Source organism: Pigmentiphaga sp. MLSB6-MA01, assembly GCF_058793475.1.
The window spans coordinates 1-25,945 of the sequence record NZ_JBXAFV010000008.1; the positions used below are offsets into that span (position 1 = coordinate 1).

Consider the following 25,945-nt stretch of genomic DNA (forward strand, 5'->3'; position numbering starts at 1 on the left):
GTGGGGTGGGGCGGGCCGCCCCACCCCACCCCACCGGTCAAGGACGGTTTAAAAACCCGATCCCAGACATTCATGAATGTCGATGCAGCCTAGGGGGTTTCTATGGTCCCGACGACCTCGCGGCCGTTGTCGGTGTAGGTCAGGTCCTTGAAGGTCAGGGCGCGGGCCATGGCGATGCCGCGGCCGTGCATGTCGAAGGCACGGTCGGGGGAGATTTCCAGGTAGGTCCGCCAGTCGAAGCCGGGGCCCTGGTCCTTGATGCGGAAACGGATGCGGTCGGGTTCGCGTTCGAAGCTGACACTGGCGATGCGGTCACTGTAGGGAAGCAAGGACAGCCTGCGCTGGATTTCCGCTGCCCACCGGCCTTCCATGCTCAGGCGGCCCTTGTCGACGAAACCGATTTCCAGGTTGCCATGCTCGACGGCGTTGACCATCAACTCGGCCAGGCCGATCACCGCCACTTCCGGCGCGGGGCACAGCTTGGCCAGGAAGAACGCGAGCTGCCGGGCTTCGACCAGGGACACGAAGCCGAAGCTGGCCTGCCTCATGTGGGCGAAGACGTCATGTACGTCCGACAGACGCCGGCGCAGGCCCTTCTGCCGCGCGCGGAACTCGATGGCCGCGCTGACGACCGCGATCAGCATGTCGTGCTCGTACGGCTTGGTCAGGTAGTAGTAGGCACCCCGGTGTATGCCCTCGAGCACATCCGCCGGGCGCGACGCAGCGGTCTGCATGATGACCGGGATGTCGGCCAGGCGGCGGTCCGCGCGGATACGGGTCAGTAATTCGATGCCGTCCAGCCCGGGCATCATCCGGTCGAGCACGATCAGGTCATGGTCGGCGCCCGCCTCTTGCAGTACGTCCCACGCCTGGATACCGTCCTGCACGCACCGGAGCCGGTAGCGCGGGTCGGACAGATGCTCGGAAATGATTTCCAGGTTGAGCGGCTCGTCGTCGACGACGAGGATATTGAACGGTTCCTGCGACATGAAGCATCCGGTAAGGCCAGGTGAACGCGCCGGCAGCTCCATTGCGTCCGTCCGCTGCCGGATCCTTCCTGTTTACAGATAGTTGAATATCGACATCCGGGCGATCTGCGTATAAGTCTGCTGCGCAGCTTGCACAGTGTACGTGCGTTTGGCCAATTCCCCGGTCAATTCGGTCATGGTCTCGAGATCGGACCCCACCACCCGGGAGATCTCTCCGGTGATCTGGTCGCTGCGGACTTCGCCCGCGCTGGTGGCCGCCTCGACCTCGGTCAGGCGGCTGCCGATGGACGAACGCGCTTCGAGCAGCCGGTTCAGGGCCGCGTTCACGTTCAGGTTGGCCTCGTACAGGGCGTTGGCGCGGGAGACCGACTCGGTCTCGGAAGCAGGCTGGCCGAGCGCCGCGATGGCCTGGTCCAGCGTATCGAACACGCTTTGCGAGCGCGACGCGCCGAAGCTCAACGTATCGCCTTCGGCCGGGTGCCCGCTGAAACCAATCTGTATGCCGGCGATCTCGATCGCCTGGCCTTCCCCCAGCGTGCCCGTGCCGACCTCGGCCCCGTCCTTGTCCGTGACGGTATAGGCGCCACCGGCGCCGAACTCGATGGCGTATGGACCATACGCCGCCGCGGCCGACCAGGCCTGGCGGTCGGTGACCGTGCTGGAGGTCAGCGTGGCGCTGCCGGTATTGGCGACGCCGGCGCTGGCTTCCAGCCCGTTCCGGCCGGTGGGGATGTCGCCAAACAGGTAGTTGCCGCTGAAGCTGACATCGATCACCCGATTGGGGCCGATCTGGCTCTGGCGCACGCCTGCATCGCCCTGGTAGACCACGCCCGAGGCGTTGCGCACGAAGGGCTGGCTGTCGCGCTTGTAGCCGGCGAAGATGTAGTTGCCGTTCTCGTCCTGGGTATTGGCGACGCTCATCAACTGGTCGCGCAGCCCCTTGAGGTCGGCCAGGATGGATTGCCGGTTTTCCTCGTTCAACCCGCCTCCGCCCGCCTGCACGATGCGGGTCAGCGCCTGTTGCAGGACATTGCCGGCTTCCACGAGATAGTTCTCGGTGCCTTCCAGCACCCCCTTGGCATCCGACTGGTTCTTCAGCATCTGCTCATTGGCCTTGAGCGTGGCGTCCAGCGCCACCTCGCGGCCGGCCGCGACCGGGTCGTCGGACGGGCTGAGGAGCTTGCGCTGGGCGGACAATTGCTGCGAGACCTGCAGCAGCGCGCTCTGCTGGCTGTTGATGGCCCGGATGCTGCTGTCGTAGAACTGGTTGGTGCTGACTCTCATGGCGTTCCGTGGGCCTCGTGTCAATGGATGGCGGCAAGCAACTGGTCGAACAGCTCGGATGACATGCCCAGCACCTTGCCGGCGGCCGCGTAGGCCTGCTGGTAGCGCAACAGGCTGGCTCCCTCTTCGTCGAGATTCACGCCCGACAGCGACTGTTCGCTGGCTACCGCCTGGTCGTAGGCGGTCTGTTGCGCGGCCTTGCTGATGTTCAGCGAGGCCGCGCGCGTCCCAACCTGGGAAATGAGCCCGGCGTAGGCATCGGTCAGCGTACTGCCCCCCGCGATCCTGGTGGTGCCCAGCGCGGCCATGGCCAGCGCGTTGCGGTTGTCGCCCGCGGGGGCGCCGGGGTCGGCCTTGACCGTGATGGCGTCCCCCGCCGCCGGGATGCCGGCCAGGTCGAAGGCCCAGCCGTTGTACGCAACCGTCTGCTGCGGCGGCTGCAAGGTGCCCGTCGACAGGACCGCGCCATCATCGCCCAGAAGCTCGTAGCCGGTGGCGGAAGTGAACCGGACGGTGACCGACGTGGCGTAGTCCGGACTGGCCGACGCGGCCGAGCGCAACCGCGACGCCTGGGCGGTGCCGGTGTTGGTACCCGCGGTCTCCAGGCCCATGGGCGCGGCGGCGGCCAGCTTGCCGGGGTCCCCCAGCATCACCTCGACGCCGGCCGCGGCCTGGCTGGCGACCTTGATCGTGAACGTATCGCCGTCGGCCAGGTCGCCGTCGGCCAGGGCGATGGCCAGGCCGTCGACATGCTGCGGCAGCGACGAGAACGGCCCCAGTTCGGTGCCATCGTCCAGGCGGGTCAGCACATATTCGCTGCCTACCCGTGTCAGTTGGTAGTCGCTGCCGGTCAGCGACCGCGTATCGGCGATCCCCACCGCCAGCCGCGCATCGCCGGTATTGCCCCGTTCGCCCACGGCCACGGGATTGCCGATGCGGAACAGGGCCTGTCCCGGCTGGCCGGCGCTGTCCAGGCCGAATTGCTGCTGCTGGTTGTAGGCCGCCGCCATGGCGATCGCCAGGCGCCCCAGTTCGGACTGGGCATGGGCCAGCTCGTTGTCGCGGAACTGGAGCAACGCCCCCAGCTGGCCGCCGTCGACGTCGCGCTGGTTGAGCTGCATGGTATGGCTGCCGACGGTCAGCGACAGGCTGCTGCCCGTGGGCGAGTTCGGATCCCGGGTGTCGATCCGCAGTTGCGCGGCCACCTGCTCCATGACCAGCGGCTGGCCATTGGTCAGATAGATGTTGACGCTCGTACCCTGGGTACTCGTGGTGATGCCCGTGAGCTTGCCCAGCTCGCGCACCAGCACGTCGCGCTGGTCCAGAAGGTTGTTGGGCGCCTGGCCATGGCCGGTGGCATAGGCCTCGCCGATCTTGGCATTGTAGGAAGCGATGCTCTGCACCAGCTGGTTGATCTGCCCGACCGTGGCGCTTGCCTGGTTGTCGATGCCTTGGCTCAGGGTGGACAGGTCTTCGCTGATGGCGCGGAAACGCGCCGCCGTCGATTGCGCCGCCGCAAGCGCGGCCTGCCGCGACGCGGTCTCGGAAGGGTTCTGGCTGAAGCTGCCGATGGCGGTGTACAGGGCGTTCAGGCTCTGGTTGATCCCGGTATCCACCGACCCGAGGCGGTTGATCAGGCCCCCCATCCGGTCCGAATAGGTGGCGAGATAGCTCAGCGTCGACGCCGACTGGCTGGCCTGGCCGGCCAGGAAATCGCTATAGGCCCGCTGGACCGTGACGACGTCCACGCCCAGCCCGAAATAGCCGCTGCCGCTGAAGTTCGACATGGCCGACTGCAGCACCACCTGCTGGCGCGAATACCCGGGCGTCCCCTGGTTGGAGATGTTGTTGGCGGTGACGGCCAGCCCGGCCTGGGCGGCGCGCAATCCGGTCAATGCGATGTTGGCGATATTCGTGGTCATGGTCTCATGCGGCCTGCCTGGCGTGCGCGGCTGCGCCACGCACGGCTGATGTATCACTTAACGGACGCCGGCGCCCAAGCTTGAGCCTGTCCGCGGCGCCCGGCCCGGACTGGAACGAACCGCCGCTAGACGACGATCTGCATGGCGCGCCGGATGGTGCTGCCCAGCTTCTCGGCATACCTGGGGTCGGTCGCGTAGCCGGCCCGCTGCAATCCCTGCGCGAACTGCTCCGCGTTGCCGGCCGATTGCAGCACCTTGGCATAGCGGGGATTCGACGCCAGCAGGCGCGCATAGTCCTCGAAAGCCTGTTCGTAGGAGTCGTAGGCGCGGAACTCGGCGGTCACGCGCTCCGGCGCCCCGTTGCGGTATTCGGTCGTGCGGGTGCGCACGGTGCGGCCGTCCCAGCCCGTCGCCTTGATCCCGAACAGATTGTGGCTGGGCTCACCCTGGGCGCCGCGGATCTCGCGCCGCCCCCAGCCGGACTCCAGGGCGGCCTGGCCCAGGATATAGGCGGCGGGAATACCCGTCGCGGCCTCCGCCCGTTTGGCGGCGGGCAGGAACTTGCCCAGGAATTCGGCCCTTGTCTCCTCCGCGGACGAAGGTGTGGCGCGCACTTCGGCCGCCGGCCTGGCCTTGATATTGGCATTGGCCGCCGCGGGCGGCGCATACGCGGCCTGGCCACCGAACCTGCCATTCTGGATGCGGCGCGTGGCACCCGCCTCCCCTGCCAGCGCCGCGGCGTCCAGGCCGCCTATCATGCCGCTGGTCGCGGTGGCGGGCGTCCCCACGGCCCGGCCGCGGGCCAGTTCCAGCGTGGACATCGACAAGGGGAGCCCGGCCCGGCGCAAGGACTCCGGCGACACGGTGCTGCGGGTCAATTGCTTCTCCAGCATGTCGGCCAGCCCCAGGCCGCTATGCGCCGGGCCGTGGCCGCCCGCCTCCGCCACGCCCGCCAGCTTCTGCGCCATCTGCTGGTCCAGCATGCCCCGCCAGGTCTGCGAGGCGGGACTGTTCAAGGCCTGGGCCAGCGGACCGTCGCCCGCCATCGACGACTGCCGCATCTGCGACAGCAGCATCTGGGCGAACTGCGCCTCGAACTGGCGGGCGGCCTGCCTGACGGTCCCGGCCTGGTCGCGGCGGGCCTGCAGCTTCAGGTTTTCCAGCGACCGGGCGTCGATCGCCATGCCGCCCCGCTGCATCGCACTGTCCATCTTGCTCATCAGATGATCTCCAGTTCGGCGGTCAGGGCACCCGCGGTCTTGAGCGCCTGCAGGATGGAAATGAGGTCCTGGGGCGTGGCGCCCAGCAGGTTGAGCGCCTTGACCACTTCCGCCAGTTGCGCGCCACCGTCCAGGTGGACGATGGCGCCGCCGCTCTGCTTGATCTCGATGTCGGCGCGCTCGGCCACCACGGTCTGTCCGCCCGAGAAAGGCGCCGGCTGGCTGATCACGGGCGCCGTGCTGACCGTGACGCTGAGGTTGCCATGGGCGACGGCCACCGGCGCCAGGCGCACGCTCTGGTTCATGACGACCGAGCCGGTGCGCGCGTTGATGACGACCCGCGCCGGCGCGCGGCTGCCGGCCACCTCCAGGTCCTCGATCTGGGCCATGAAGGCGACCCGGGCATCGGGAGACGACGGCGCGCGCAATTCGATGACCCGGCCGTCGAGCGCGGTCGCCGTGCCGGGGCCGATGCGGCGGTTGATGGTTTCCACCATCGAGCGCGCCGTAGAAAAATCGGCCGTGGTCAGTTCCAGCCTCAGGGCGCCATCATCCGAGAACGGTGTCGGCACGTCACGCTCGACCGTGGCGCCGGCCGGAATACGGCCCGCGCTCAAATGGTTGATCTGCGCCCGGCTGCCCGCCGCCGACGCGCCGGCCCCGCCGACCGATACGCTGCCCTGCGCCATGGCATAGACCTGCCCGTCCAGCCCCTTGAGCGGCGTCAGCAGCAGCGTGCCGCCCCGCAGGGACTTGGCGTTGCCCATGGAGCTGACCGTCACGTCGACCTGCTGGCCGGGCTGGGAAAACGGCGGCAGCATGGTGGTCACCATCACCGCCGCGACGTTCTTGAGCTGAAGCCGCGTGCCGGGAGGCACGTTGATGCCCAGGTTGGACAGCATGGACATCAGCGACTGGGTCGTGAACGGCGTCTGCGTGGTCTGGTCGCCCGTGCCGTCCAGGCCCACGACCAGGCCGTAGCCCACCAACTGGTTGTGGCGCACGCCCTGGACATTGGCCAGATCCTTGACCCGGGCGGCCTGGGTGGCGGGGACGAACAGCGCGCCCAGCAGCGCCAGGACCAGGCACCGGCAGGCGGCGGAGAACGGATGACGGTTCATGATGCGCACGCTCAGAACGGCAGGAACGAGTAGAAGAAGCGCGACAGCCAGCCCACCGTCTGGGCCTCGTCGATCGCCCCCTGTCCCCGGTATTCGATGCGGGCATCGGCGACCTGGGTCGAGCTGACCGAGTTGCCGCCCACGATGTGAGTCGGATTCACCACGCCGGAGAAGCGGACGCGCTCGGTCTCGCGATTGGTGCCGATCTGCTTTTCACCCGAGACCCGCATGTTGCCATTGGACAGCACCTCGACCACGGTCACCGTGATCGTGCCCGACAGGATGTTGGACGCGCCGGTCTCGCCGCGGGCGTTGAAGCGGTTCTCGCTCTCGCCCTGCACGCCCAGGCCGCGCAGGAGGCCGGAACCGGGCAGCTTGTTGATGGACGGGATCCCCGCCGAGGCCGATGCCGTCCGCTGCGCCGAGGTGTTGTTGCGCTGGGACGAGTTGATGTGTTCTTCCAGGCGCACGACCAGCGTGTCGCCGATGTTGCGTGCCCGCACGTCCTCGAATAGCGGACGATAGCCGGGCGCCGCCCCGAATATGCCGCCGGTGGGCCGGCGATTCGCGTTGTAGGCCACCGGATCCAGCGGCCGGGCCGTGGTCGGCCCGTCGATGTCGACCTTGGGCGTGGCGCATGCGGCCAACCCCGCCAGGATCGCCATCCCGGCGCAGGCCCTGGCGCCACGGACACGCGGCCGGAACGCTTGCGTCATCCCGGCCTTCCTCAGAGCTGCGAGATGCGCTGGAGCATCTGGTCGGCGGTGGTGATGGCGCGCGAATTGATCTCGTACGCGCGCTGGGTCTGGATCATGCCGACCAGTTCCTCGACCACGTTGACGTTGGAGGCCTCGACGTAGCCCTGGTTGATCAGCCCGGCGCCGTTCAGCCCGGGCACGTTGACCACCGGCACGCCCGAGGCCGCGGTCTCGCCGAACAGATTCTGGCCCAGCGGCTGCAGGCCCGGCGGGTTGATGAAGGTGGCCAGTTGAAGCTGGCCCAACTGGACCGGCTGGGTCTGGCCCGCCACCGTCGCCGTCACCACGCCGTCCTGCCCGATGGCGACTTCCTTGACACCTTCCGGCACCACGATGCCCGGATCGATGACCAGGCCGTTGTTGGTCACGAGCTGCCCCTGGCTGTCGATCTGGAAGCTGCCGTCGCGCGTGTAGGCCAGCGTGCCGTCGGGCAATTGCACCTGGAAGAAGCCGGCGCCGTTGACCGACAGGTCGAAACTGCTGCTGGTCTGCTGCAGGGCGCCCTGCGAATAGTTGCGTACCGTGGCCACGGGCCGCGAACCGGTTCCCAGCGTGAGCCCCGCGGGCACCTGGTTCTGCTGCGTGGTCTGCGTACCCGCCGGACGCATGGTCTGGTAGAGCAGATCCTCGAACACCGCGCGCGAACGCTTGTAGCCGTTGGTGCTGACGTTGGCGAGGTTGTTCGAGATGACGTCCAGCTGGGTCTGCTGCGCATCCAGGCCGGTCTTCGCGATCCAGAGAGAACGCATCATGATGCTTGATCCTTATCGCGGCATGCGCCGCACTACGCAAAATTCCATTACCGCCGGGCCAAGCCCGGGGGTCAACTCATGCTCAATATCTGCGTGGCCGACCGCTGGTTCTGGTCGGTGTTCTGCATGAGCTGTATCTGCACGTCGTAGTGACGCGCCGCGGCGATCATGCCGACCATGGTCTCCACCGCGTTGACGTTGCTGCCTTCGAGCATGCCGCCCGCCACGCGCACGCCCTCGGCCGCCGGCGCGATCCCGCCCTGGCGCAGGCGGAAAAGGCCGTCCGCGCCGCGCGCCAGCGTATTCCCCGGAGGATTCACCAGCTTGAGGTTCGCGATCTGCGCCGCCTGCACCCGGTCGACCTCGGGAATCGAGGAGATCGACCCGTCGGTATTGACCTGCACCTTGGTGTCGGGCGGGATCAGGACAGGTTCGCCATTGGGATCCAGCACCGGGCGCCCCGAGGGGTCGACCAGCATGCCGTCGGCCGTGGTCTGGAAACCGCCGGCGCGGGTATAGGCCTCGCCGCCATCGGCCGTGCGCACGGCGAACCAGCCATCGCCCTGGATCGCGACATCCAGCTCGCGGCCGGTCGCCATCATCGCGCCGGCCGACATGTCGGCCCCCGGCGTCGACTCGACCGCATAGGCCCGCGTCCGCAAACCCGGGCCGCCCACGACCGGTGCCGTCCGCTGGGCCGCGATCTCGGCGCGGAATCCCGGCGTCAGCGCGTTCGACAGGTTGTTGGTCTGCACGTCCTGGCGCCGCATCAATTCACGGGCGCCGGTCGCGGCAATGTAAAGGGCTCTGTCCATCAGCGCATGTTGACCAGGGTCTGCATCAGCGAGTCCTGCGTCTTGATCGTTTGCGCGTTGGCCTGGTAGACCCGCTGGGCGGTGATCATGTTCACCAGCTCGCCGGTCAGGTCGACGTTGGCATCTTCCAGCGCGCCGGAGGTCACGGTGCCGAAGTTGCTCGAGCCGGGCACGCCGATGCGCGGGCCGCCGGACAGGATGGTTTCCAGGAAGTTGTTGCTGCCGGCCGAGACCAGGCCCTGCGGGTTGACGAAGGACACCAGCGTGATCTGCCCCTGTGCCCGCGATTGCTGGTTGGAGTAGTTCGCCTTCAGGATGCCGTTCTCGTCGATGGTGAAGCTGGTCAGGCGGCCGGAGGTGTAGCCGTCCTGGCGCTGCAGTTCGTTGCTGAACGCCTGGCCGGTCTGCGAGGTGGACGCCATGTTGTAGCTGATGCTCAGCGCGGTCGCGCCGGTTCCCAGCGTCGCGGCATCCACGTCGACCTGGAACACGCCATTGTGCGAGGCGGCCAGGTCGATCTTGCCCGACGCATCGAACACCAGCGGAGCGCCGTCCAGGGAGCCGTCGCCGTCGGCATCGGTATTGGTCACCTTGCCGTTCAGCGCGGTATAGACCTCCCACTGGCCCGGCCCGCGCTTCGCATAGAACGTGGACAGGGTGTGCGTGTTGCCCAGCGAGTCATAGACCGCGATGGACGTGGCGTGGGTATAGGTACTGGAGTCGTCGGGGCTGAACGGCTTGGCGGTGCGGTCGATCGCCTCGGCGCGGGAATCGAGCACCGCGCCCTGCGTGACCTCTGAGGTGCCTCGCGCCTCGATGGAGCTGACGGTCAGTTTCAGCGGCTGCGGCTGGGCGGTGTTGATGTTGCCGTTCGCATCGGCGACATAGCCCGTCAGGCGCAGGCCGTTGGCGTTGACCACATAGCCGTTGGCATCCAGGTGGAACTGGCCATTGCGCGAGTAGACGATGGACCCCGCGTTGTCCATGCGGAAGAAACCTTCTCCCGAGATCGCGACGTCGAATGGATTGGAGGTGACCGAGATCGCCCCCTGGGTGAACAGTTGCGTGACGGAATTGAGCTTGGTTCCGATGCCGATGTTGTTGGAATAGGTGCCGAGCACCGTCGATGCGTAGACGTCGGCGAATTCGGCACGCGCGGCCTTGAAGCCCACGGTATTGGCGTTGGCGACGTTGTTGCCGATCACGTCGAGGTTCTTGCCGGCGGCGTTCAGGCCGCTCAATGCCTGTTGGAAGCTCATCACAGGGTTCCTTGCACTATCTGGTTCGGTATCCGGGAAATCGAGGCGGAATGCAGGGCGCTACCAGACCTGGTAGACGTCGGACAGGTTGACGAGGTTGCCCTTGGCGTCGACAACCGTGGTCGAGCCCGAGGACGGCCGCACCGAGGTGATCTGGGTCACGCTCAGCGGCGGCGCCGCGCCCACCTTGGTGCCCTCGCCGACCTGCACTTCGAACTTGTAGTCGCCGTCGGGCAGCGTATCGCCCTTCGCATTCTTGCCGTCCCAGGTGAAGGTATGCACGCCGGCCTCGACATCGGTCAGCTTCTTGCGCGCCACCTCGACGCCGTCCGCGTCCTTGACCACCAGTTCGGCGCTTTCGACCGGAATGCTGAGCACGTAGCCGCCCTCGGCCTTGCCGTCGGCCAGGGTCAGCCCGTCGCCCGACAGCATGACCTTGCGGCCGATCAGCGACGCCGCCTGGGTGGCCTGCAGGCTGCCCATGCTGTAGCCCAGCCACTGCATGGTGGTGTTGAGCTGGCTGATGCCCGTGACCGTGCTGATCTGGGCGAGCTGCGAGGTCAGCTCGGCGTTGTCGAGCGGGTTCAGCGGATCCTGGTTGCGCATCTGCGCGGTCAGCATGGTCAGGAAGCGGTTGGACAACTCTTCCGCGGATGATGCGGCCAGGGAGTTGCCCGTGGCATTGGTACCGGTATTGCTGTTGACGTTGGAAACGGCCATGCGGGTTCCTTGCGAGAGGGCGCCCGTTTCCAGGGCGGCCCGGCGTCTGGGGCTAGGTACCCAGGGTCAGGGTTTTCTGCATCAAGGTCTTGGCGGTGTTCATGACCTCGACATTGGTCTGGTAGGCGCGCGAGGCGGCGATCATGTCGACCATTTCATCGACCACCTCGACGTTGGGCATGCTGAGGTAGCCCTCGGCGTCGGCCATGGGATGCTTCGGATCGTAGATGCGCTTGGGCGGCGAGGGGTCGGTCAGCACTTCGCGCACGCGCACGCCGTTGCCGCCCCCCGTGGCGCCGGGGACGAGATAGGACTCGAACACCACCTTGCGGCCCTGGTAGACCTGGCCGTCCGGCCCGCTGACACTCTCGGCGTTGGCGAGGTTGCTGGCCACCGCGTTCAGGCGCTGGCTGTTGGCGGTCAGCGCCGAGCCGGCGATCTCGAATGCCTTGTTCATGGACATGGTGATGCAGCCTCGTTCAGTTGCTCTGGATGGCGCGCTGGAGCGTCTGGATCTGCCCGTTCAGCATGCGCAGCGCGGCGTCGTAGCGCAGCGCGTTGTCGGCGAACCGGGTGCGTTCCAGGTCGGGATCGACGGTATTGCCGTCGATGGAAGCCTGCGCGGGCGTGCGGTACTTCAACGCCACCGGCAAGCCATCGCCCGCGTCGCCCCGCAAATGGCGGTTGTCCGTGGCCGCCATCCGCAGCGGCGCGGACGCGGCATCCGGCCCCGGCGCACCCGTGGCGGCCCGCAGCGCGGTGCCGAAATCGAAGTCCCGCGACTTGTAATTGGGCGTCTCTGCATTGGCCAGGTTCGCCGCCAGGACCTCCTGGCGGCGGGCTCGCAGCTCCAGGGCTTGCGCGTTGAACATCAGTTCGTCGCCGATACGGCTGATCACATGACCTCCTGTACTTGCGTGCGGGCGCCAAGCCTTTTCGCAGGTCTCGCCATTATTCGGATTCCCTGCCATGAACAAAGGCGGAGTAGGACCTCTTTTTCATCCTTGTTTTCACCTTCCTCCCGCCTGGGGCGCGATAGAGTGTGGCGTCCCTCGAGAACCCCGGAGACTCCGCTCCATGAAACGGTCCGGCTGCGCGACCGCCGCGACGCTCCTGCTGGCTGCCCTGGCCCAGTCTCCCGCCCGGGCCGCCGCGCCCGCCGCCGAGCTGCTCGAACGCGGCCGGCAGTTGCTGGAGGCACGCGCCGCCCCGGCGGCATCCACGCTGGGCGGCCGCCTCGACATCCACATCCAGGACCAGGCCGCCGAACGCATCGCCCAGGCCCCCTGCGCGCCGCAGGTATTCCTGCCCGCCGGCGGACGGCCGACCGGCAAGACATCGATCGGCCTGCGCTGCGCGCACCAGCCCTGGCAGATCCGCATCCCCGCCGAAGTCGCGCTGCTCGTGCCGGTGCCCGTTCCCAGCCGCCCCCTGCCCGCTGGAACCGTGCTGCGCGAAAGCGACTGGTCGCTGGCCGAGGTGAATATGGCCGCCTGGCCCCGCGGCGTCGCCACCGATCCACGCCAGCTCGAAGGCTCGACGGTCACGCGCCCGCTCAGGGCGGGTGAACCCATCCCACCCTCCGCGGTCCAGTCGCGCGCCCACCTCGGACCGGGCGACCCCGTACAGGTGGTCCTGAACGGCCCGGGCTTCGTCATCAAGGCCACCGGCAGGATGCTGCACCCGGCCAGTCCCGGCCAGTCGGCGCGCGTCCAGCTCGACTCCGGCCGCACGGTTGCCGGCGTCCTGCGCGAGGACAGGGAAATCGAGGTCAATCTCTAGCAGGCGGCGTTTACATCCTGTAGCGCAATGCTCCCGCGTCCGCAGCGCCGATGCTAAAGTTCGGCACGCAGGCGCCGATAATTGCCTCATCTGCCGGGGATGGCGCGACCACTCCACAGCGGCAGCAAGATGGAGTCAACGTGAAGATCACCCAAAAGGGTCCCGATTCGATCAAGGTTTCCCGGCCCGCCAACGGCTCGGAAGCCCGCCCCGCCGCGCCGGCTCCGGCGCCCGCCGGGGGGTCGGAGCTCGACCGGGTCCAGTTGTCGGCGCTGGCCACCAGCCAGTTGCCGGCGGGAGAGGCCCCGTTCAATGCCGAAAACGTCGAACGCATCAAGCAGGCCATCCGCAACGGCGAATTCACCGTGAACGCCGAGGTCGTCGCCGATCGCCTGCTGGAAATCGAAAGCGGCCTGTCGCGCCAGCCATGACGCCCGAGGAATTTTCCCTGATCATCGAACGCTGCTCCGCCGCCGGCAAGGCGCTGGCGGAAGCCGTTGCCGGCTCGGACACCCAGCGCATCGATGCCGCCACCCAGGACCTGAGCCTGCGCGTGCTGGACGTGCAGCGCGCCATTCCCCACGCCCTGCCCGGCCTGCAATCGGCCCAGCCGGAAGTCCGGCAGATCTGGCGCGAACGCCTGGCCGCCGCGGCGCAGCCACTCAAGATCGGCGCGGAACTGTCCACGCTCAACACCGTCTCGGCCTCGGCCCGCTACGCGGCCCTGGCGCGCATCAGCGGCGCCGATCTGTCGTATTCCCCCACCGGCCAGTTGTCCCGCTGATCCCGCCCAGGCCGGCGGCTAGCGACCCCACTCCTTGAGACGCGTGCGCAGCCGGGACACCGCCTGCGAATGCAACTGGCAGATCCGGGACTCGGTCACCCCCAGCACCGCGGCGATCTCCTTGAAGTTCATGTCCTGCTCGTAGTACATGCCCATCACCAGTTTCTCGCGCTCGGGCAGGCGCTCGATGCCGTTGACCACGGCCTCGCGGAAACGGCGGTCCGACAACTTCGCCTGCGGATCGGCCGCCCCGTCCGCCGGCATGTGCCGATCCAGGTAGTCGTCGGCATCCTCGCCGCTGTCCATGTCCTCGTAGTAGAACAGTTGCACGCCCCGGGCGTCGGCCAGCATCTGCTGATATTCGATCAGCTCCACACCCAGCTCGACCGCCATTTCAGTATCGGTCGGCGATCGACCCAGCTTGTGCTCGCCGCGATGCATCGCCGCCTCGATCTTGCGCTGGACCTGCCGCACACTGCGCGGCAGCCAGTCTCCCCGGCGCAGCTCGTCCAGCATCGCGCCACGTATGCGCTGGGTCGCATAGGTCTCGAACTGCGCGCCCAGCCCCTCCTCGAAGCGGCCGAGCGCATCCAGCAGGCCCAGCATGCCGGCCTGCATCAGGTCCTCGATCTGCACGCTGGCGGGCAGCCGCGCCACCATGTGGTGGGCCATGCGGCGCACCATCGGCACGTACTGCTCGACATTCGTCTCGCGCGCCAGGGTTCCTTCACGCGTATACATTCATCTCTCGCGGGGAAAAATCGGGATGGAGACGCACCGGATCCATGCTCAGGCCTGCGCCGGCTGCGGCGCGGCGGATTCCGCGTACGGCGCCATCGAGGCCTCGCACGCCCAGTCGAGCTCCTCGGCCTGCAGCGCGAACACCGGCGCATTGCGTACGCGCAGCGCCCGATGCACCAGCAGCCGCGCGTTGGCGACATGGATATCCTCGGGCACGCGCTGTCCGTTGGTCATATAGTGCAGCGGCACGCGGTGGCGGATGGCCGCGTCCAGCACACCGCCCAGGCGCACGGCTTCGTCCAGCTTGGACACCACCATGCCCGCCAGCCCGCCGGCCGAATAGCCGCTCACGATATCTTCCGCCTGCTCGGCATGCGAACCCCCGGGCATCACCAGCAGCCGCTTGACGCCTTCGCCAGAGATCGATTGCAGGTGCCGCGCCATGTGCGTATCGCGCTGGCTCACGCCCGCCGTGTCGATCAGGACCAGCTTCCGGTCCGCCATGCTGGCCAGCAGGACATCGAGATCACTCGCGCCCTTCGCGGCGTAGACCTCCACCCCGAGCATGCGGCCGAACGTGTGGAGCTGGTCCACCGCGCCGATGCGATGCTGGTCGGTCGAGATCAAGCCCAGCGCGGCGGTGCCATACCTGACCACGCAATGGGCCGCGAGCTTGGCGGTGGTGGTCGTCTTGCCCACGCCGGTCGGTCCGACGATCGCATAGCGCCCGCCCTCCGCCACGATGCTGGCTTCAGCGGGAACGCAGGCCAGATTCCGGACCAGGACCTCGGCCAGCCACCGGTCCACCTCGTCCACGCCCCGCGTGGCCGGCAGGCGCGAGGCGACGCTGCGCGCCAGCTCCGGCGTGAAGCCGCAATCGACCATGCGCCGCCACAGTTCGCGGCGCAGCGGATGACGCTGGGTGCTGTCGCGCCAGGCCATCGCGTCCATCTGATGCGCCAGCCAGTCGCGCATGGAACGCATCTCGCTGACGATGGGATCGGCCACCCGGCTCGCCAGCTCGGCCCGGTCCTGTTCATCCAGCCTGGCCGCCACCGGGGCAGACGAGGGGGGAACGGAAGGCGCCGCGGACGCCGCTGGACGGGCCGCGCGCTCGACCGGCCTGGCCGGTCCGTTGGCGCGAGGCGTCCGCTTGTCGGCCACCGGCCGGCTTGCGCCCAGGCGCAGCACCGGCTTGTCGGTACCGTCCTCGGCCGCCGCCACCGCCATGGCATGCGCCGGATCGGCATAATCGCCGCCCGCGCGCACGAGATGCGGAATCTGGCCCTCCTGCAGGCGCGGCCATTCGGCGCGCGGCGGCGCCGCTTCCACCGGCACCGGAACGGCCGGGGCCGGACGCTCGGCCGTCTCGTCTTGCAACGCCAGCACACGAGCCGCCGGCGACAGGCGCACGGACTCGTCTTCCATGTCGTCCCACAGGGCTGGCGGGCCCGCCGGCGCTTCCCGGGGCGCCTCGGCCACCGGCGCGGAAGCACTGGCGGTCTCGCCCGCGACCTCGTCGGCCATGGGCATGTCCTGCGCCCGGATGCCGACCACCTCGACACCCGCCGTGGTGCGGCGGGTCGACACGATCATGGCATCGGCTCCCAGCGCCTCGCGCATCATGCGCAAGCAATCCCGCGTGGAGGCAGCGATGAATTTGCGGAACTTCATGGGGTGGACACCTGGAGGCTAGAAAAGGAAAACATGCTCAGCGCCCTCCCAGCGTCAACGCGACGCGGATCAGGCGCGATTCGGGAATCTCGGAGTGCGCCAGCACCTTCAGGCGCGGCACGGAACGGCGGAAAAACCGCGCCAGCGCCAGGCGCAGGCGGTCGGGAACGAGCAGCGCGGCGGGCTTGCCCACGGCATCCATCTTCTCGACCGCGGCGGAGGCGTCGCTCAGCAGGCGTTCGGCCAGGCCGGGTTCGATGGCGCCGATTTCACCCGCCTTGGAACTGATGGTCTGGAGAATGCGCTCCAGTTCGGGATCCAGCGCCAGCACGTCGACCTCGCCATTGGCGCCGAAAATACCCTGGGTGATCGCGCGGCCCAGCGCAACCCGCACCGCGCCGACCAGATCGACGGGATCCTGGGTCTGGACCGCGTGCTCGGACAAGGTCTCGACGATGGTGCCGAAATCGCGGATGTGCACGCCTTCGTCCAGCAGGGATTGCAGGACCCTTTGCAGGGTGGCCATCGATATCAGCTTGGGCACCAGGTCTTCCAGCAGCTTGGGCGTGCCGCGCGTGAAGTGGTCACACAGCGCCTGCAGCTCGGCGCGGCCCAGCAGGTCGGCGGCATGGTTGTGCAGGAGATGGGAAAGATGGGTGGCGATGACCGTGCCGATGTCGACCACCGTATAGCCGGCGGCCTGCGCCGCCTCGCGCGCGGTGGACTCGATCCACAATGCCGGCAGCCCGAAGGCCGGGTCGCGCGTGGGCGAGCCCGGTATCTCGCGGGTCACCCGGCCCGGGTTGATGGCGAGAAAACCGCCGGTCTGCACCTCGCCCTCGCCGATCGCCACGCCCTTGAGCGTGATGCGGTAGCCGCCCGGACGCAGTTCGAGGTTGTCGCGAATATGCACCGCCGCCGGCAGGAAACCGACGTCCTGGGCAAACTTCTTGCGCAGGGCCTTGATGCGCTTGAGCAGATCGCCATCGCCCGTCTTGTCCACCAGCGGAATCAGCCGGTAGCCGACCTCCAGCCCCACCGTATCGACCTGGGTGACGTCGTCCCAGCTGGCTTCCTGTGCTTCCGGGGGCTCCTCGGCCACCGGCGGCGCGGCCGCGTGCTCGGCCTGGCGCCTGCGCCGCCGCGCCACGTACCAGGACAGCCAGCCCAGGCCCGCCGACAGCGTCAGGAACGCGAGATTGGGCATGCCCGGCACCAGGCCCAGCATGCCGATGATCGCGGCCGACAACGCGATCGCCTGCGGCGTGCCCAGCAGTTGCTTGCCCACCTCGGTGCCGATGTCCTCGCCCTCGCCCACTCGCGACACGATCAGGCCGGCGGCGATGGATACGAGCAACGCCGGCACCTGCGCCACCAGTCCGTCGCCGATGGACAGCAGCACGTAGGCGCGCCCGGCTTCCGAGAAACTCAGGTCGTGCTGGCCCACGCCGATCAGCAGCCCGCCGATGATGTTCACGAACAGGATCAGGATCCCGGCGATGGCGTCACCGCGCACGAACTTGGACGCGCCGTCCATCGCGCCATAGAAATCGGCCTCCTGCGCCACATCGGTACGGCGCTTGCGGGCGGTGGCTTCGTCGACCAGGCCGGCGTTCAGGTCGGCGTCGATCGCCATCTGCTTGCCCGGCATCGCGTCCAGGGTGAAGCGGGCCGAGACCTCGGCGATGCGGCCCGCGCCCTTGGTGACCACGACGAAGTTGATGATGACCAGCACCAGGAACACGACCACGCCCACGGCGAAGTTGCCGCCCACCAGGAACTGCCCGAAGGCCTCGATCACCTTGCCCGCGGCGTCGGGCCCGTTGTGGCCGTGCAGCAGCACCACGCGCGTGGAGGCTACGTTCAGCGACAGGCGCAGGAGCGTGGTGACCAGGATCACGCTGGGGAAAACCGCGAAGTCCAGCGGACGTTTCGTATAGGTGGCCACCATCAGCACCAGCAGCGAGATGGCGATATTGAAGGTGAACAGCAGGTCCAGCATGAGCGGCGGCAGGGGCAGCAGCATCATCCCCAGCACAAGCAGGATGAAGGCCGGCATGCCCAGTTCGCGCAACTGCGCCGAATTGAACTCCAGCCCGCCCAGCTTGAGGCTGCGGCCGCTCATGCCCGACCTCCGCGGCGCAGCGGCGCATCGTCCAGCGGATCCCATCCGGCGGGAATCTCGACCGGCTGCAGTTCGGGCGGCGGTCCGGACACGTAGGCCCGCAACTGATAGACGTGGGCCAGCACCTGGGCCACCGCGCGATACAGCGCCACGGGGACCTCCTGGTCGATATCGGCGTGGCGGTGCAGGGCACGGGCAAGGCGGGGGCTCTCCAGCACGGCGACCTTGTGCTGGGTGGCCAGTTCGCGGATGCGCGCGGCAACGCCATCGGTTCCCTTGGCAACCACGCGCGGCGCGCCCATCCGCTGGTCGTCGTACTTGAGCGCGACGGCGTAGTGGGTCGGGTTGGTCACCACCACGTCGGCCGCCGGCACCGCCTGCATCATGCGCGAGCGCGCCCGATCGCGCTGCAACTGACGGATCCGCCCCTTCACATGGGGATCGCCCTCGGTTTCCTTGTTTTCCTGCCTGGCCTCTTCGAAGGTCATGCGCAGGTTCTTGTGGTGATTCCACCATTGCAGCGGCACATCCGCCGCCGCGATGACGAACAGCGCGCCGGCCAGCACCAGCGCATGGCTGGACAACATCCCGGCCAGCTCGGCCAGCGCCCGCGGAGGCGACGGCAGAACCAGCGCCAGCCAGCTCTGGGCGCCGTGCCAGACCAGCAGGCCAGCCACACCGCCCAGTACCAGCACCTTCAGGATGGACTTGCCCAGCTCGCCCAGCCCGGCCAACGAGAAGATGCGGCCAAAGCCCTTGAGCGGAGACAGCCGGCTGAAATCGGGACCGAGCGCCTTGCCGGACAGCACCAGCCCGCCCAACCCGATCGACCCCAGGATGCCAGCGGCCATGCCAGCCGCCAGGACGGGCGAGATGGCCAGCAACGCATCGGCCAGCACCTCGTTCAGCGACTTGAGCAGCATGGCATCGTCGCGACTCGTGGCGGCCGTGCCCGCCGCCGTGGCGAAGGCCGTCCTCATCCAGGTCATCGCACGATCGGCGATGCCCGCCCCCGCCAAGGCCAGCGCCGCCACGCAGGCGAAGGTCGCCACCGCGCCCGACAGGTCGCGCGAACGCGCGACACGCCCTTCCTCGCGGGCCTGGTCCAGCCGCCGCTGGGATGGCGCCAGGGTTTTTTCCTGGCCGCTTTCCTGGTTATCTGCCACGGTATTCCGGATATCGACGAACGCCGGCGCGGCATCCGCGCTCCGGCGGCCTTACGCCGGCCGGACGCGCGCACGCAGTCCCAGCCATGTAGGCGTATGGATTATCGCGAAGGCCTGCCCGGACAAAGCCCGAAACAGGCGCCGGAAAGAGCAACTGCTCCGAGGACCCTTAGCCCTCGGCGTCCGAGCCGAATACCAGGAGGCTGGCCGTTCAGCGCGCGGGGAACGTCAAAACACCCCTTCCAGCAGTTGCTTCATCTCGAGCACCAGCACGAGCGTGCCATCGCCGGACAGGGTCGCGCCGGCCACGCCCTTGGGATGGATGCCCTCCAGCGGCTTGATCATGACTTCGTCCTGGCCGATGAAGCCGTCCACGCCCAGCACGAGTTGGCGGTCGCCATAAGCCAGGACGACGGCGAGCGACGGCGGCTCCTCGCGCTGGCGCCCGAGCAGGACCGCCAGGTCGATGACGGGCAGGATCTCTCCACGTATGGTCAGGGCCTGGTTGCTGCCCACGGTGTGCATCTCCTCCTGGCGCAGCGGAATGATCTCGCGCACCACGGACAGGGGGATCGCATAGGGCTGGTCGACCAGCTTGAGCATCAGCACCGGCAGGATGGCCAGGGTCAGGGGCAGCGAGATCACGATGTGCGACCCCATGCCCGGCGAAGACTGGATGTCGATCTGCCCCTTGAGCTTCTCGATGTTGGTCTTGACCACATCCATGCCCACACCGCGCCCCGACAGGTCGCTGACCTCGCTGCGGGTGGAGAATCCCGGCAGGAAGATCAGTTGCAGGCAATGGGCGTTGTCCAGCACGGCGGCATCCTCCGCGCTGATGACGCCCTTCTCGATGGCCTTGCGGCGGATGACTTCGGGATCCATGCCGCGGCCGTCGTCCGACACTTCGATCACGATGGAGTCACCCGTCTGGCGGGCCGACAGGTGGACCGTGCCACGCGCGGGCTTGCCGACCGAACGGCGCTCGACCATGGTTTCGACGCCATGATCGACAGCGTTGCGTATCAGGTGCACCAGCGGATCGTTGAGTTCGTCCAGGATGGTCTTGTCGACCTCGGTCTCGCCGCCGGTGATATTCAGCTCCACGTCCTTGCCCAGCTGGCGGGCCAGGTCGCGGGCCAGGCGCGAGTACTTCTGGAACACCCTGCCGACCGGTTGCATGCGCGCCATCATGACGGCCGACTGCAGGTCGGACACCAGCGTGTCGAGTTGGCTGAAGACCGCATCCAGCGTCTCGGCCGCCGCGTCGTCCCGGCGGCTGGCGCCCAGCAGCGCATCGCGCAGGCAGGACAGGCGGTTCTTGGTCAGGCCGATCTCGCCCGACAAGTTCAGTATCTGGTCGAAACGCGTCGTGTCCACGCGGATCGTCGCATCCTTGGCGATGACCGGCGCACCGCCCATGGGGGCCAGCATCTCGGGGCGATAGGGCCGCGACGATGGCGGCACCCCCGGTGCCGCGGCCGCGGGCGCGGCGCCGGGCTCGTCGGCATGCATTCCGGGCGGATCGCCGAACGCGGCGCGGTAGTAGCCCAGCCAGTCCGGCTCGGCGCCCGTACGCGCCGCCGGTCCGGACACCGGCGCCGCCGCGTGGGCGGGCACACGCGAGCCGTCGGCGGGCACGGACTCCACCGTCAACATGCTGGTATCGACGGTCTCGCCCTTGGCGGCGGCCTCCAGCGCGGCAAGCAACCCGGCGGGAGCCGGCTCGGGCATCGCGCCGCGCTCCATTTCCGAGAACATGCGCCGCACTTCGCCCGTCGCCGCCAGGATCACGTCCATCGTTTCCGGCGTGATGCGCAGCGAACCACCCCGCAGCAGGTCCAGCAGGTTTTCGCCCCGGTGGCACAGCTCCACCAGCGGCGTCGCCTCGAGAAACCCGGCTCCGCCCTTGACGGTATGGAAACCCCGGAACACCTGGTTGAGCAGGCCGGCGTCATCGGGACGCTGTTCCAGTTCGACCAGGCCGATATCGACGTCGTCGAGCAGGTCGGAGGCCTCCGTCAGGAAGTCGGCAAGCAGGTCCTGCATGTCGGAGAAGGCTGACACTCGTGTCCTCGCTCAAAAACCCAGGCTTTCCAGCAGATCGTCGACCTGCGCCTGGTTGGCCACCACGTCGTCGCGGCTGGACGCGTCGATGACGGGACCATTCATCCATTCGCTGTGCGCGGCGTTGCGCTTCTCGGGAGGCGTGCTCTCGATCAGCAGCTTGACCAGCTCGTCCTCGAAATTCTGGGCGAGCTTGAGCACTTTCTGGATGACCTGGCCGGTCAGGTCGTGGAAGTCCTGGGCCATCATGATGTCGGTCAGCAGCGCCTGGGTGGCCCGCGCATCGTCCTGCGTCCGATCGAGGAACGCGCTGGTCTCGGCCGCCACCCGCTTGAAATCGTCCACGCCCAGCCGGCGGCCGTACAGCTCGCGCCACTGCCCGCTCAGGCGCGCGCCTTCCTTTTCCACGCCCTCCTGGATCTCCTGGCCTTTCTCGACATTGGACAAGGCGCGCTCGGCGGCCTGGCCGGTCAGCCGCGCGATGTAATCCAGGCGCTGGCGCGTATCGGGCAGCGAGTGCACGGCCTGCTCCACTTTCTGGTGGTAGCCCAGCTCGCGCAGCGCATCGTGCAATTGCCGGGTCAGCATGCCGACCCGCTGGTAGAACTCCGGCGACTGATCGGCCGCGGCCTCGTCCTCGCTCACGGCGGCCGCCGCGGCCGGAGCCGCGTCGGCTGCCGGTTCGGCATCGAGCCGAGCCAGGGTTTCGGACGAAATCTGGTCGAACAGCGCTTCGAGGTCTTCGGTATCGCCGGTATGGGCCATTACGTGCTCCCGTTCATTTTCTGCACGATCTTGGTCAGCTTTTCTTCCAGCGTCGCCTTGGTGAAGGGCTTGACGATGTAGCCGTTCGCCCCGATCTGGGCGGCCAGCACGATGTCTTCCTTCTTGGCTTCGGCGGTCACCAACAGCACCGGCAGCTTCTTGAGCTGGTCGTCGGCGCGGATCTCGCGCAGCAGCTCGAAGCCGTTCATGTTCGGCATGTTGATGTCGCTGACCACGAAATTGAACAGGCCGCTGCGCAGCTTGCTCAATGCTATCTGGCCGTCCTCGGCCTCGTCGGCGTTGTTGTAGCCGAGTTCCTTCAGGAGATTGCGGACGATGCGCCGCATCGTCGAAAAATCGTCGACGATAAGGAACTTCAAATCGTCAGGCTTCATTTGCTCCCTTTCTGGCCTTGATATGTGTGAGTTGAGCGGCGATCATACTAGCCAGTTCCGAGGGGTGGAATTTCGCGACATAGGCATCGACGCCCACCTGCTGCCCGAGCTTCTTGTTCGCGACCGATGACAGCGATGAATGCATCACGACGGGAATCTTCGCGAAACGGGGATCGGACTTGATGTGGCGGGTCAGCACGTAGCCGTCCATCTCGGGCATCTCGGCATCGACCAGGATCATTCCCAGCATCAGGTCCAGCGGCAGCTTCTCGGCGTCGGCCCGCGCCGCGATGCCCCGGAGCTTGTCCCAGGCGTCGGCGCCGTTCGTGGCGTGCTGGTGCGGCAACCCCATGCGGTCCAGCACTTCCGTGATCTTCTTGCGCGCCAGCGAGGAATCGTCGGCGAAGAACACATTTGCCTTGATTTCGGCGTCGACCTGCTGGATCTCGGACGGAATCTTGTCCTCGCCTATGACCGAGGCCAGGATCTGCTCGACGTCCAGGATGGACACCAGCTTGCCGTCGGCCAGCTCGGTCAGCGCCGTCATGAACGAGGTGTTGTTCGAAGGCATGGACTGCGGCGACTTGACCTTGTCCCAGTCGATGCGCACGATGCGGTCCACGTCGGCCACCAGGAAAGCCTGCGTATGGCTGGAGAACTCGGTGATCAGCAGCTTGGTGCGCGGCGTCTCGACCTGCATGTTGATGGAGGTGGCCAGATCGATGACGGGCAGGATCGCGCCGCGCAGCGAAATGATGCCCTCCACCCCGCGCGGCACGTTCGGCGTCCTGGTGATCGGAATCGTCTCGCAGACCTCGCGCACCTTGAACACGTTGATGCCGAAGACCTCGCTGCCGCCCAGCGAGAACAGCAGCAGCTCCATCTTGTTCGAACCGGCCAGCCGGGCCTTCTCGTCCACCATTTCCATCAACCGATTGTCACCGGCACCCATAGCATCCTCCATACCGGCCGGTCCAAGCCGGCTCAGTGATCATTGCGATTCGAGAACGGACACCCGCAGCGGCGTCCCGTCGTTCAACCTGCCAGGAATGGCGGGTACATCGACATAAACGCCGCCTTTCTTGAGAAACTCCTCGCTGCGCCTGTTCAACACCACGATGCTGATGCGCCGGTTCTCGGCCGCCTTCACGTCGGCACGGTTGAACGGCACGGAATCCGACAGACCCACCACGCGCAGCGCCTTGCCTTCCTGCATGCCGGCGGTGAGCATCTCGCGCCGCGCGGCATTGGCGCGGTCGGCGGACAGTTCCCAGTTGCTGTAGCCGCCAGTGCCGCCGGCATAGGGCGCCGAATCGGTATGGCCGGAAATCGATATCTTGTTCTCGACGCCGTTCAGCACGCGGGCCAGCTCGTCCAGGATGACGCGGCTGTAGTCCTTCAGCACGGTCTTGCCGGTATCGAACATGGGCCGGTTCTTCTCGTCCACGATCTGGATCCGCAGCCCCTCGTCGGTGAAATCCAGCAGGATCTGGTCCTTGAACTGCGTCAGCGTGGGCTGGGTGAAGATCAGGCTCTCGAGCTCGGACTTCAGGCCCTCGAGCTTGCGGCGCTCGCGGGCTTCCTGCTCGTCGTCGCTGGCGCGGCGCTGGGGCGTGACGCGGGGACTCAGGTGCTGGCCACCCGTCAGCACGCTGACCGGATCGCCCGCCACGCTACCCGACGTGACCGCCACGCGCAGCGGCGTACGGAAATATTCGGAAATGCCATCCAGGTCGGCCTGGGCCGAGGTCGTCAGCAGCCACATCAGCAGGAAGAAGGCCATCATGGCGGTGACGAAGTCGGCATAGGCGATCTTCCACATGCCGGCGCCATGGGGCTTGCCGGCCCGCTTGCGGGACCGCCGGATGATGATCGGCACTACGCCGTCCTTGCCTGCCATGATCGAGACTCCCTACCCTGCCGTCACGCGGCGGACCTGCCCCGCACCGTGTCTTCCAGCTCGCCGAACGTGGGGCGTTCGGTCGAGAACAGCACCTTGCGTCCGAACTCGACGGCCAGCGCGGGCGCATAGCCGTTCAGGCTCGCCAGCAGGGCGACCTTGATGCATTCGAGCTGCTTGCTGCTTTCGCTCACCTTCTGCTCCAGCACCGAGGCCAGCGGCCCGACGATGCCGTAGGCGAGCAGGATGCCGACGAAGGTACCGACCAGCGCCGCGCCGATCTTGGCACCGAGCACGGCCGGCGGCTCGCCCACCGACCCCATCACGTTGACCACGCCCATCACCGCGGCGACGATGCCGAAGGCCGGCAGCCCGTCGGCAATGCGCTGGATGGCGTGCGCCGGCACGCTGGCTTCCTGGTGGTGGGTGTCGATTTCCTGGTCCATCAGGGCTTCCAGCTCCAGCGGATTCAGGTTTCCGCTGACCATGAGCCGCAGGTAGTCCGTCACGAACTCGACCAGGTGCCCGTCGGCCAGCAGCGCGGGATATTTCTGGAACAGCGGGCTGTTGTAGGGCTCTTCAACGTCGGCCTCGATGGACATCAGGCCCTCGCGCCGCACCCGGTTGAGGATTTCGTACAGCAGCGCCAGCATGTCGAGGTAGCGCTGCTTGGTGAAGCGCGAGCCGTGCAGCGTGGTCGGCAATGCCCGCAGCGTCGCCCGCACCACCTTGCTGGAATTGCCGCACACGAACGCGCCGAAAGCCGCGCCAGCGATGATGATCAGTTCGAACGGCTGGAACAGCGCGCCCAGCGAGCCGCCATGCATGGCGTATCCGCCCAGCACTGACGCCCCAACGATGATGTAGCCGATGATGACGAGCATGTGGATGAGGTCCCCCCCTACGCGCTTCGCGCGCCCCCCAGGGGGCGATGCGGGAGGACCGGCGGAGCCGGATCCTCCGCATCCCGGGTCTGGGCAGGGACTCGATATTGGCATCGGGAGCCTGCCTGCCAGGAATCTGGGGGACTGACGTGCGTGGGGCAATCGGGCTTCGTTGGCACATTGCGCGAAGCCATGAACGGGTTTTCGACCGGTAAAGACAAAACTTGAGAGCGGAAGCTTCCCGGGCCGGCCCGGGTCAGCGGGGCGCCGCCCCGGCCGGCTCCGCCTTCGCCGGACGCCGGGTCTTGCCGGCGCGGGATGGCATGTGGCACAGGCCACAGACGTATTGATGCGCCAACTCGAAGGTATGGGTGACGAACTCGCCGCCGCAACGCGTGCAGGCCGTCATTCCCAGCATGCCGGCATCGAAGAACCGCGTCAGGCGCCAGGCCCGCGTGATCGACAGGACCTCGGGCAGCCCCAACTGCCCCACCTGCTCGCGGTACAGCCGGTAGGCGCGGATCAGCGCCTCGACCGCCGTCGCGTCGTCCAGGCCGATCTGATGGCGGTGGACGTTCATGAACAGCGAGGCGTGGACGTTGGGCTGCCAGGTCATGAACCAATCGGTGGAAAACGGCAACATGCCCTTGGGCGGCGATTTCCCGCGGATCTCGCGATACAGGCGCAACAGACGCTCGCGCGACAGTTGCACCTCCGCCTCCAGCACCTGCAGGCGGGCGTCCAGGCGGATCAGTTCGGATGCGATCTCGATCTGGCGCGCCTCGGACAGGACGCTTTTAGCTCGCGCCATGCGGCCCCCGG

Annotated in this window: 26 protein-coding genes; 3 read left to right on the forward strand and 23 right to left on the reverse strand. The window is 67.5% G+C overall.

Annotated features, from left to right (window positions below; translation table 11 throughout):
- Positions 1-89: 89 nt before the first annotated feature.
- The 12 genes from AC1Q6E_RS14210 to flgB all read right to left on the reverse strand — a co-directional run bounded on the left by AC1Q6E_RS14210 (position 90) and on the right by flgB (position 11,739).
- Positions 90-989 carry an ATP-binding response regulator gene (locus AC1Q6E_RS14210; protein ID WP_152792618.1) on the reverse strand — a complete coding sequence of 300 codons (900 nt, stop codon included), beginning with the start codon at positions 987-989 and terminating at the stop codon, positions 90-92.
- Between the two features lie 72 nt (positions 990-1,061).
- Positions 1,062-2,273, reverse strand: coding sequence for a flagellar hook-associated protein FlgL (flgL, locus tag AC1Q6E_RS14215; RefSeq protein ID WP_296557510.1), 1,212 nt, complete (start codon positions 2,271-2,273; stop codon positions 1,062-1,064).
- A 20-nt stretch (positions 2,274-2,293) separates the two neighbouring features.
- Complete coding sequence (gene flgK, locus AC1Q6E_RS14220) at positions 2,294-4,195, reverse strand: flagellar hook-associated protein FlgK (RefSeq protein WP_152792616.1); 1,902 nt, start codon at positions 4,193-4,195, stop codon at positions 2,294-2,296.
- Between the two features lie 125 nt (positions 4,196-4,320).
- Positions 4,321-5,415 (reverse strand): flagellar assembly peptidoglycan hydrolase FlgJ, encoded by a 1,095-nt coding sequence (gene flgJ / locus AC1Q6E_RS14225; RefSeq protein WP_492572975.1) that lies wholly within the window; start codon positions 5,413-5,415, stop codon positions 4,321-4,323.
- Positions 5,415-6,536 (reverse strand): flagellar basal body P-ring protein FlgI, encoded by a 1,122-nt coding sequence (locus tag AC1Q6E_RS14230; protein ID WP_492572976.1) that lies wholly within the window; start codon positions 6,534-6,536, stop codon positions 5,415-5,417. Before AC1Q6E_RS14230 ends, flgJ begins: the two co-directional genes overlap by 1 nt.
- An 11-nt stretch (positions 6,537-6,547) precedes the next feature.
- Positions 6,548-7,252, reverse strand: coding sequence for a flagellar basal body L-ring protein FlgH (locus AC1Q6E_RS14235; protein ID WP_152792613.1), 705 nt, complete (start codon positions 7,250-7,252; stop codon positions 6,548-6,550).
- Between the two features lie 11 nt (positions 7,253-7,263).
- Positions 7,264-8,046, reverse strand: coding sequence for a flagellar basal-body rod protein FlgG (gene flgG / locus AC1Q6E_RS14240; protein ID WP_130361673.1), 783 nt, complete (start codon positions 8,044-8,046; stop codon positions 7,264-7,266).
- 71 nt (positions 8,047-8,117) lie between these two features.
- The gene (gene flgF, locus AC1Q6E_RS14245) at positions 8,118-8,861 is read right to left on the reverse strand and encodes a flagellar basal-body rod protein FlgF (protein ID WP_152792612.1); all 744 of its coding nucleotides are present in this window, start codon (positions 8,859-8,861) and stop codon (positions 8,118-8,120) included.
- Positions 8,861-10,120, reverse strand: a complete 1,260-nt coding sequence (flgE, locus tag AC1Q6E_RS14250) for a flagellar hook protein FlgE (protein WP_492572979.1) — start codon at positions 10,118-10,120, stop codon at positions 8,861-8,863. The genes flgF and flgE overlap by 1 nt, the downstream gene beginning before the upstream one ends.
- Positions 10,121-10,180: 60 nt before the next feature.
- Positions 10,181-10,840, reverse strand: coding sequence for a flagellar hook assembly protein FlgD (locus AC1Q6E_RS14255; RefSeq protein ID WP_152792610.1), 660 nt, complete (start codon positions 10,838-10,840; stop codon positions 10,181-10,183).
- Positions 10,841-10,892: 52 nt separating this feature from the next.
- The gene (gene flgC / locus AC1Q6E_RS14260; protein WP_296557532.1) at positions 10,893-11,303 is read right to left on the reverse strand and encodes a flagellar basal body rod protein FlgC; all 411 of its coding nucleotides are present in this window, start codon (positions 11,301-11,303) and stop codon (positions 10,893-10,895) included.
- A 16-nt stretch (positions 11,304-11,319) separates the two neighbouring features.
- The gene (gene flgB, locus AC1Q6E_RS14265) at positions 11,320-11,739 is read right to left on the reverse strand and encodes a flagellar basal body rod protein FlgB (RefSeq protein ID WP_492572980.1); all 420 of its coding nucleotides are present in this window, start codon (positions 11,737-11,739) and stop codon (positions 11,320-11,322) included.
- A 178-nt stretch (positions 11,740-11,917) separates the two neighbouring features.
- On the opposite strand from flgB, the gene flgA reads away from it, so the two are divergent.
- The 3 genes from flgA (at position 11,918) to AC1Q6E_RS14280 (ending at position 13,406) form a co-directional block, all read left to right on the forward strand.
- A complete protein-coding gene (flgA, locus tag AC1Q6E_RS14270; RefSeq protein WP_296557536.1) occupies positions 11,918-12,622 on the forward strand; it encodes a flagellar basal body P-ring formation chaperone FlgA in 705 nt (234 codons plus the stop codon).
- 140 nt (positions 12,623-12,762) lie between these two features.
- Positions 12,763-13,053: a flagellar biosynthesis anti-sigma factor FlgM gene (gene flgM, locus AC1Q6E_RS14275; protein WP_296557543.1), complete on the forward strand. Its 291-nt coding sequence runs from the start codon at positions 12,763-12,765 to the stop codon at positions 13,051-13,053.
- Complete coding sequence (locus AC1Q6E_RS14280; protein ID WP_152792605.1) at positions 13,050-13,406, forward strand: hypothetical protein; 357 nt, start codon at positions 13,050-13,052, stop codon at positions 13,404-13,406. Before flgM ends, AC1Q6E_RS14280 begins: the two co-directional genes overlap by 4 nt.
- Before the next feature lie 18 nt (positions 13,407-13,424).
- Here AC1Q6E_RS14280 and AC1Q6E_RS14285 read toward each other — a convergent pair whose 3' ends face one another.
- The 11 genes from AC1Q6E_RS14285 to flhC all read right to left on the reverse strand — a co-directional run bounded on the left by AC1Q6E_RS14285 (position 13,425) and on the right by flhC (position 25,934).
- A complete protein-coding gene (locus tag AC1Q6E_RS14285) occupies positions 13,425-14,147 on the reverse strand; it encodes an RNA polymerase sigma factor FliA (RefSeq protein WP_152792604.1) in 723 nt (240 codons plus the stop codon).
- Positions 14,148-14,195: 48 nt separating this feature from the next.
- Complete coding sequence (gene flhF, locus AC1Q6E_RS14290; RefSeq protein WP_492572981.1) at positions 14,196-15,821, reverse strand: flagellar biosynthesis GTPase FlhF; 1,626 nt, start codon at positions 15,819-15,821, stop codon at positions 14,196-14,198.
- A gap of 37 nt (positions 15,822-15,858) precedes the next feature.
- Positions 15,859-17,946 carry a flagellar biosynthesis protein FlhA gene (gene flhA, locus AC1Q6E_RS14295; RefSeq protein ID WP_296557548.1) on the reverse strand — a complete coding sequence of 696 codons (2,088 nt, stop codon included), beginning with the start codon at positions 17,944-17,946 and terminating at the stop codon, positions 15,859-15,861.
- The gene (gene flhB, locus AC1Q6E_RS14300; RefSeq protein WP_296557549.1) at positions 17,943-19,112 is read right to left on the reverse strand and encodes a flagellar biosynthesis protein FlhB; all 1,170 of its coding nucleotides are present in this window, start codon (positions 19,110-19,112) and stop codon (positions 17,943-17,945) included. The genes flhA and flhB overlap by 4 nt, the downstream gene beginning before the upstream one ends.
- Positions 19,113-19,340: 228 nt before the next feature.
- Positions 19,341-21,179, reverse strand: coding sequence for a chemotaxis protein CheA (locus tag AC1Q6E_RS14305; RefSeq protein ID WP_492572982.1), 1,839 nt, complete (start codon positions 21,177-21,179; stop codon positions 19,341-19,343).
- 12 nt (positions 21,180-21,191) lie between these two features.
- Positions 21,192-21,944, reverse strand: coding sequence for a protein phosphatase CheZ (locus AC1Q6E_RS14310; protein ID WP_152792601.1), 753 nt, complete (start codon positions 21,942-21,944; stop codon positions 21,192-21,194).
- The gene (cheY, locus tag AC1Q6E_RS14315) at positions 21,944-22,339 is read right to left on the reverse strand and encodes a chemotaxis response regulator CheY (protein ID WP_152792600.1); all 396 of its coding nucleotides are present in this window, start codon (positions 22,337-22,339) and stop codon (positions 21,944-21,946) included. Before cheY ends, AC1Q6E_RS14310 begins: the two co-directional genes overlap by 1 nt.
- Positions 22,329-23,291 carry a chemotaxis protein gene (locus AC1Q6E_RS14320; RefSeq protein WP_152792599.1) on the reverse strand — a complete coding sequence of 321 codons (963 nt, stop codon included), beginning with the start codon at positions 23,289-23,291 and terminating at the stop codon, positions 22,329-22,331. The genes cheY and AC1Q6E_RS14320 overlap by 11 nt, the downstream gene beginning before the upstream one ends.
- Positions 23,292-23,330: 39 nt before the next feature.
- The gene (gene motB, locus AC1Q6E_RS14325; RefSeq protein WP_152792598.1) at positions 23,331-24,239 is read right to left on the reverse strand and encodes a flagellar motor protein MotB; all 909 of its coding nucleotides are present in this window, start codon (positions 24,237-24,239) and stop codon (positions 23,331-23,333) included.
- 23 nt (positions 24,240-24,262) lie between these two features.
- Positions 24,263-25,123 (reverse strand): flagellar motor stator protein MotA, encoded by an 861-nt coding sequence (gene motA, locus AC1Q6E_RS14330; RefSeq protein WP_152792597.1) that lies wholly within the window; start codon positions 25,121-25,123, stop codon positions 24,263-24,265.
- A 256-nt stretch (positions 25,124-25,379) separates the two neighbouring features.
- The gene (gene flhC / locus AC1Q6E_RS14335) at positions 25,380-25,934 is read right to left on the reverse strand and encodes a flagellar transcriptional regulator FlhC (protein WP_152792596.1); all 555 of its coding nucleotides are present in this window, start codon (positions 25,932-25,934) and stop codon (positions 25,380-25,382) included.
- Positions 25,935-25,945 lie beyond the last annotated feature (11 nt).

Excerpts from the sequence above, each read along its gene's own strand:
- AC1Q6E_RS14210 (WP_152792618.1), bottom strand. The coding sequence starts at position 989 with ATGTCGCAGGAACCGTTCAATATCCTCGTCGTCGACGACGAGCCGCTC.
- flgL (WP_296557510.1), bottom strand. The coding sequence starts at position 2,273 with ATGAGAGTCAGCACCAACCAGTTCTACGACAGCAGCATCCGGGCCATC.
- flgK (WP_152792616.1), bottom strand. The coding sequence starts at position 4,195 with ATGACCACGAATATCGCCAACATCGCATTGACCGGATTGCGCGCCGCC.
- flgJ (WP_492572975.1), bottom strand. The coding sequence starts at position 5,415 with ATGAGCAAGATGGACAGTGCGATGCAGCGGGGCGGCATGGCGATCGAC.
- AC1Q6E_RS14230 (WP_492572976.1), bottom strand. The coding sequence starts at position 6,536 with ATGAACCGTCATCCGTTCTCCGCCGCCTGCCGGTGCCTGGTCCTGGCG.
- AC1Q6E_RS14235 (WP_152792613.1), bottom strand. The coding sequence starts at position 7,252 with ATGACGCAAGCGTTCCGGCCGCGTGTCCGTGGCGCCAGGGCCTGCGCC.
- flgG (WP_130361673.1), bottom strand. The coding sequence starts at position 8,046 with ATGATGCGTTCTCTCTGGATCGCGAAGACCGGCCTGGATGCGCAGCAG.
- flgF (WP_152792612.1), bottom strand. The coding sequence starts at position 8,861 with ATGGACAGAGCCCTTTACATTGCCGCGACCGGCGCCCGTGAATTGATG.
- flgE (WP_492572979.1), bottom strand. The coding sequence starts at position 10,120 with ATGAGCTTCCAACAGGCATTGAGCGGCCTGAACGCCGCCGGCAAGAAC.
- AC1Q6E_RS14255 (WP_152792610.1), bottom strand. The coding sequence starts at position 10,840 with ATGGCCGTTTCCAACGTCAACAGCAATACCGGTACCAATGCCACGGGC.
- flgC (WP_296557532.1), bottom strand. The coding sequence starts at position 11,303 with ATGTCCATGAACAAGGCATTCGAGATCGCCGGCTCGGCGCTGACCGCC.
- flgA (WP_296557536.1), top strand. The coding sequence starts at position 11,918 with ATGAAACGGTCCGGCTGCGCGACCGCCGCGACGCTCCTGCTGGCTGCC.
- AC1Q6E_RS14280 (WP_152792605.1), top strand. The coding sequence starts at position 13,050 with ATGACGCCCGAGGAATTTTCCCTGATCATCGAACGCTGCTCCGCCGCC.
- AC1Q6E_RS14285 (WP_152792604.1), bottom strand. The coding sequence starts at position 14,147 with ATGTATACGCGTGAAGGAACCCTGGCGCGCGAGACGAATGTCGAGCAG.
- flhF (WP_492572981.1), bottom strand. The coding sequence starts at position 15,821 with ATGAAGTTCCGCAAATTCATCGCTGCCTCCACGCGGGATTGCTTGCGC.
- flhA (WP_296557548.1), bottom strand. The coding sequence starts at position 17,946 with ATGAGCGGCCGCAGCCTCAAGCTGGGCGGGCTGGAGTTCAATTCGGCG.
- AC1Q6E_RS14310 (WP_152792601.1), bottom strand. The coding sequence starts at position 21,944 with ATGGCCCATACCGGCGATACCGAAGACCTCGAAGCGCTGTTCGACCAG.
- cheY (WP_152792600.1), bottom strand. The coding sequence starts at position 22,339 with ATGAAGCCTGACGATTTGAAGTTCCTTATCGTCGACGATTTTTCGACG.
- AC1Q6E_RS14320 (WP_152792599.1), bottom strand. The coding sequence starts at position 23,291 with ATGGGTGCCGGTGACAATCGGTTGATGGAAATGGTGGACGAGAAGGCC.
- motB (WP_152792598.1), bottom strand. The coding sequence starts at position 24,239 with ATGGCAGGCAAGGACGGCGTAGTGCCGATCATCATCCGGCGGTCCCGC.
- motA (WP_152792597.1), bottom strand. The coding sequence starts at position 25,123 with ATGCTCGTCATCATCGGCTACATCATCGTTGGGGCGTCAGTGCTGGGC.
- flhC (WP_152792596.1), bottom strand. The coding sequence starts at position 25,934 with ATGGCGCGAGCTAAAAGCGTCCTGTCCGAGGCGCGCCAGATCGAGATC.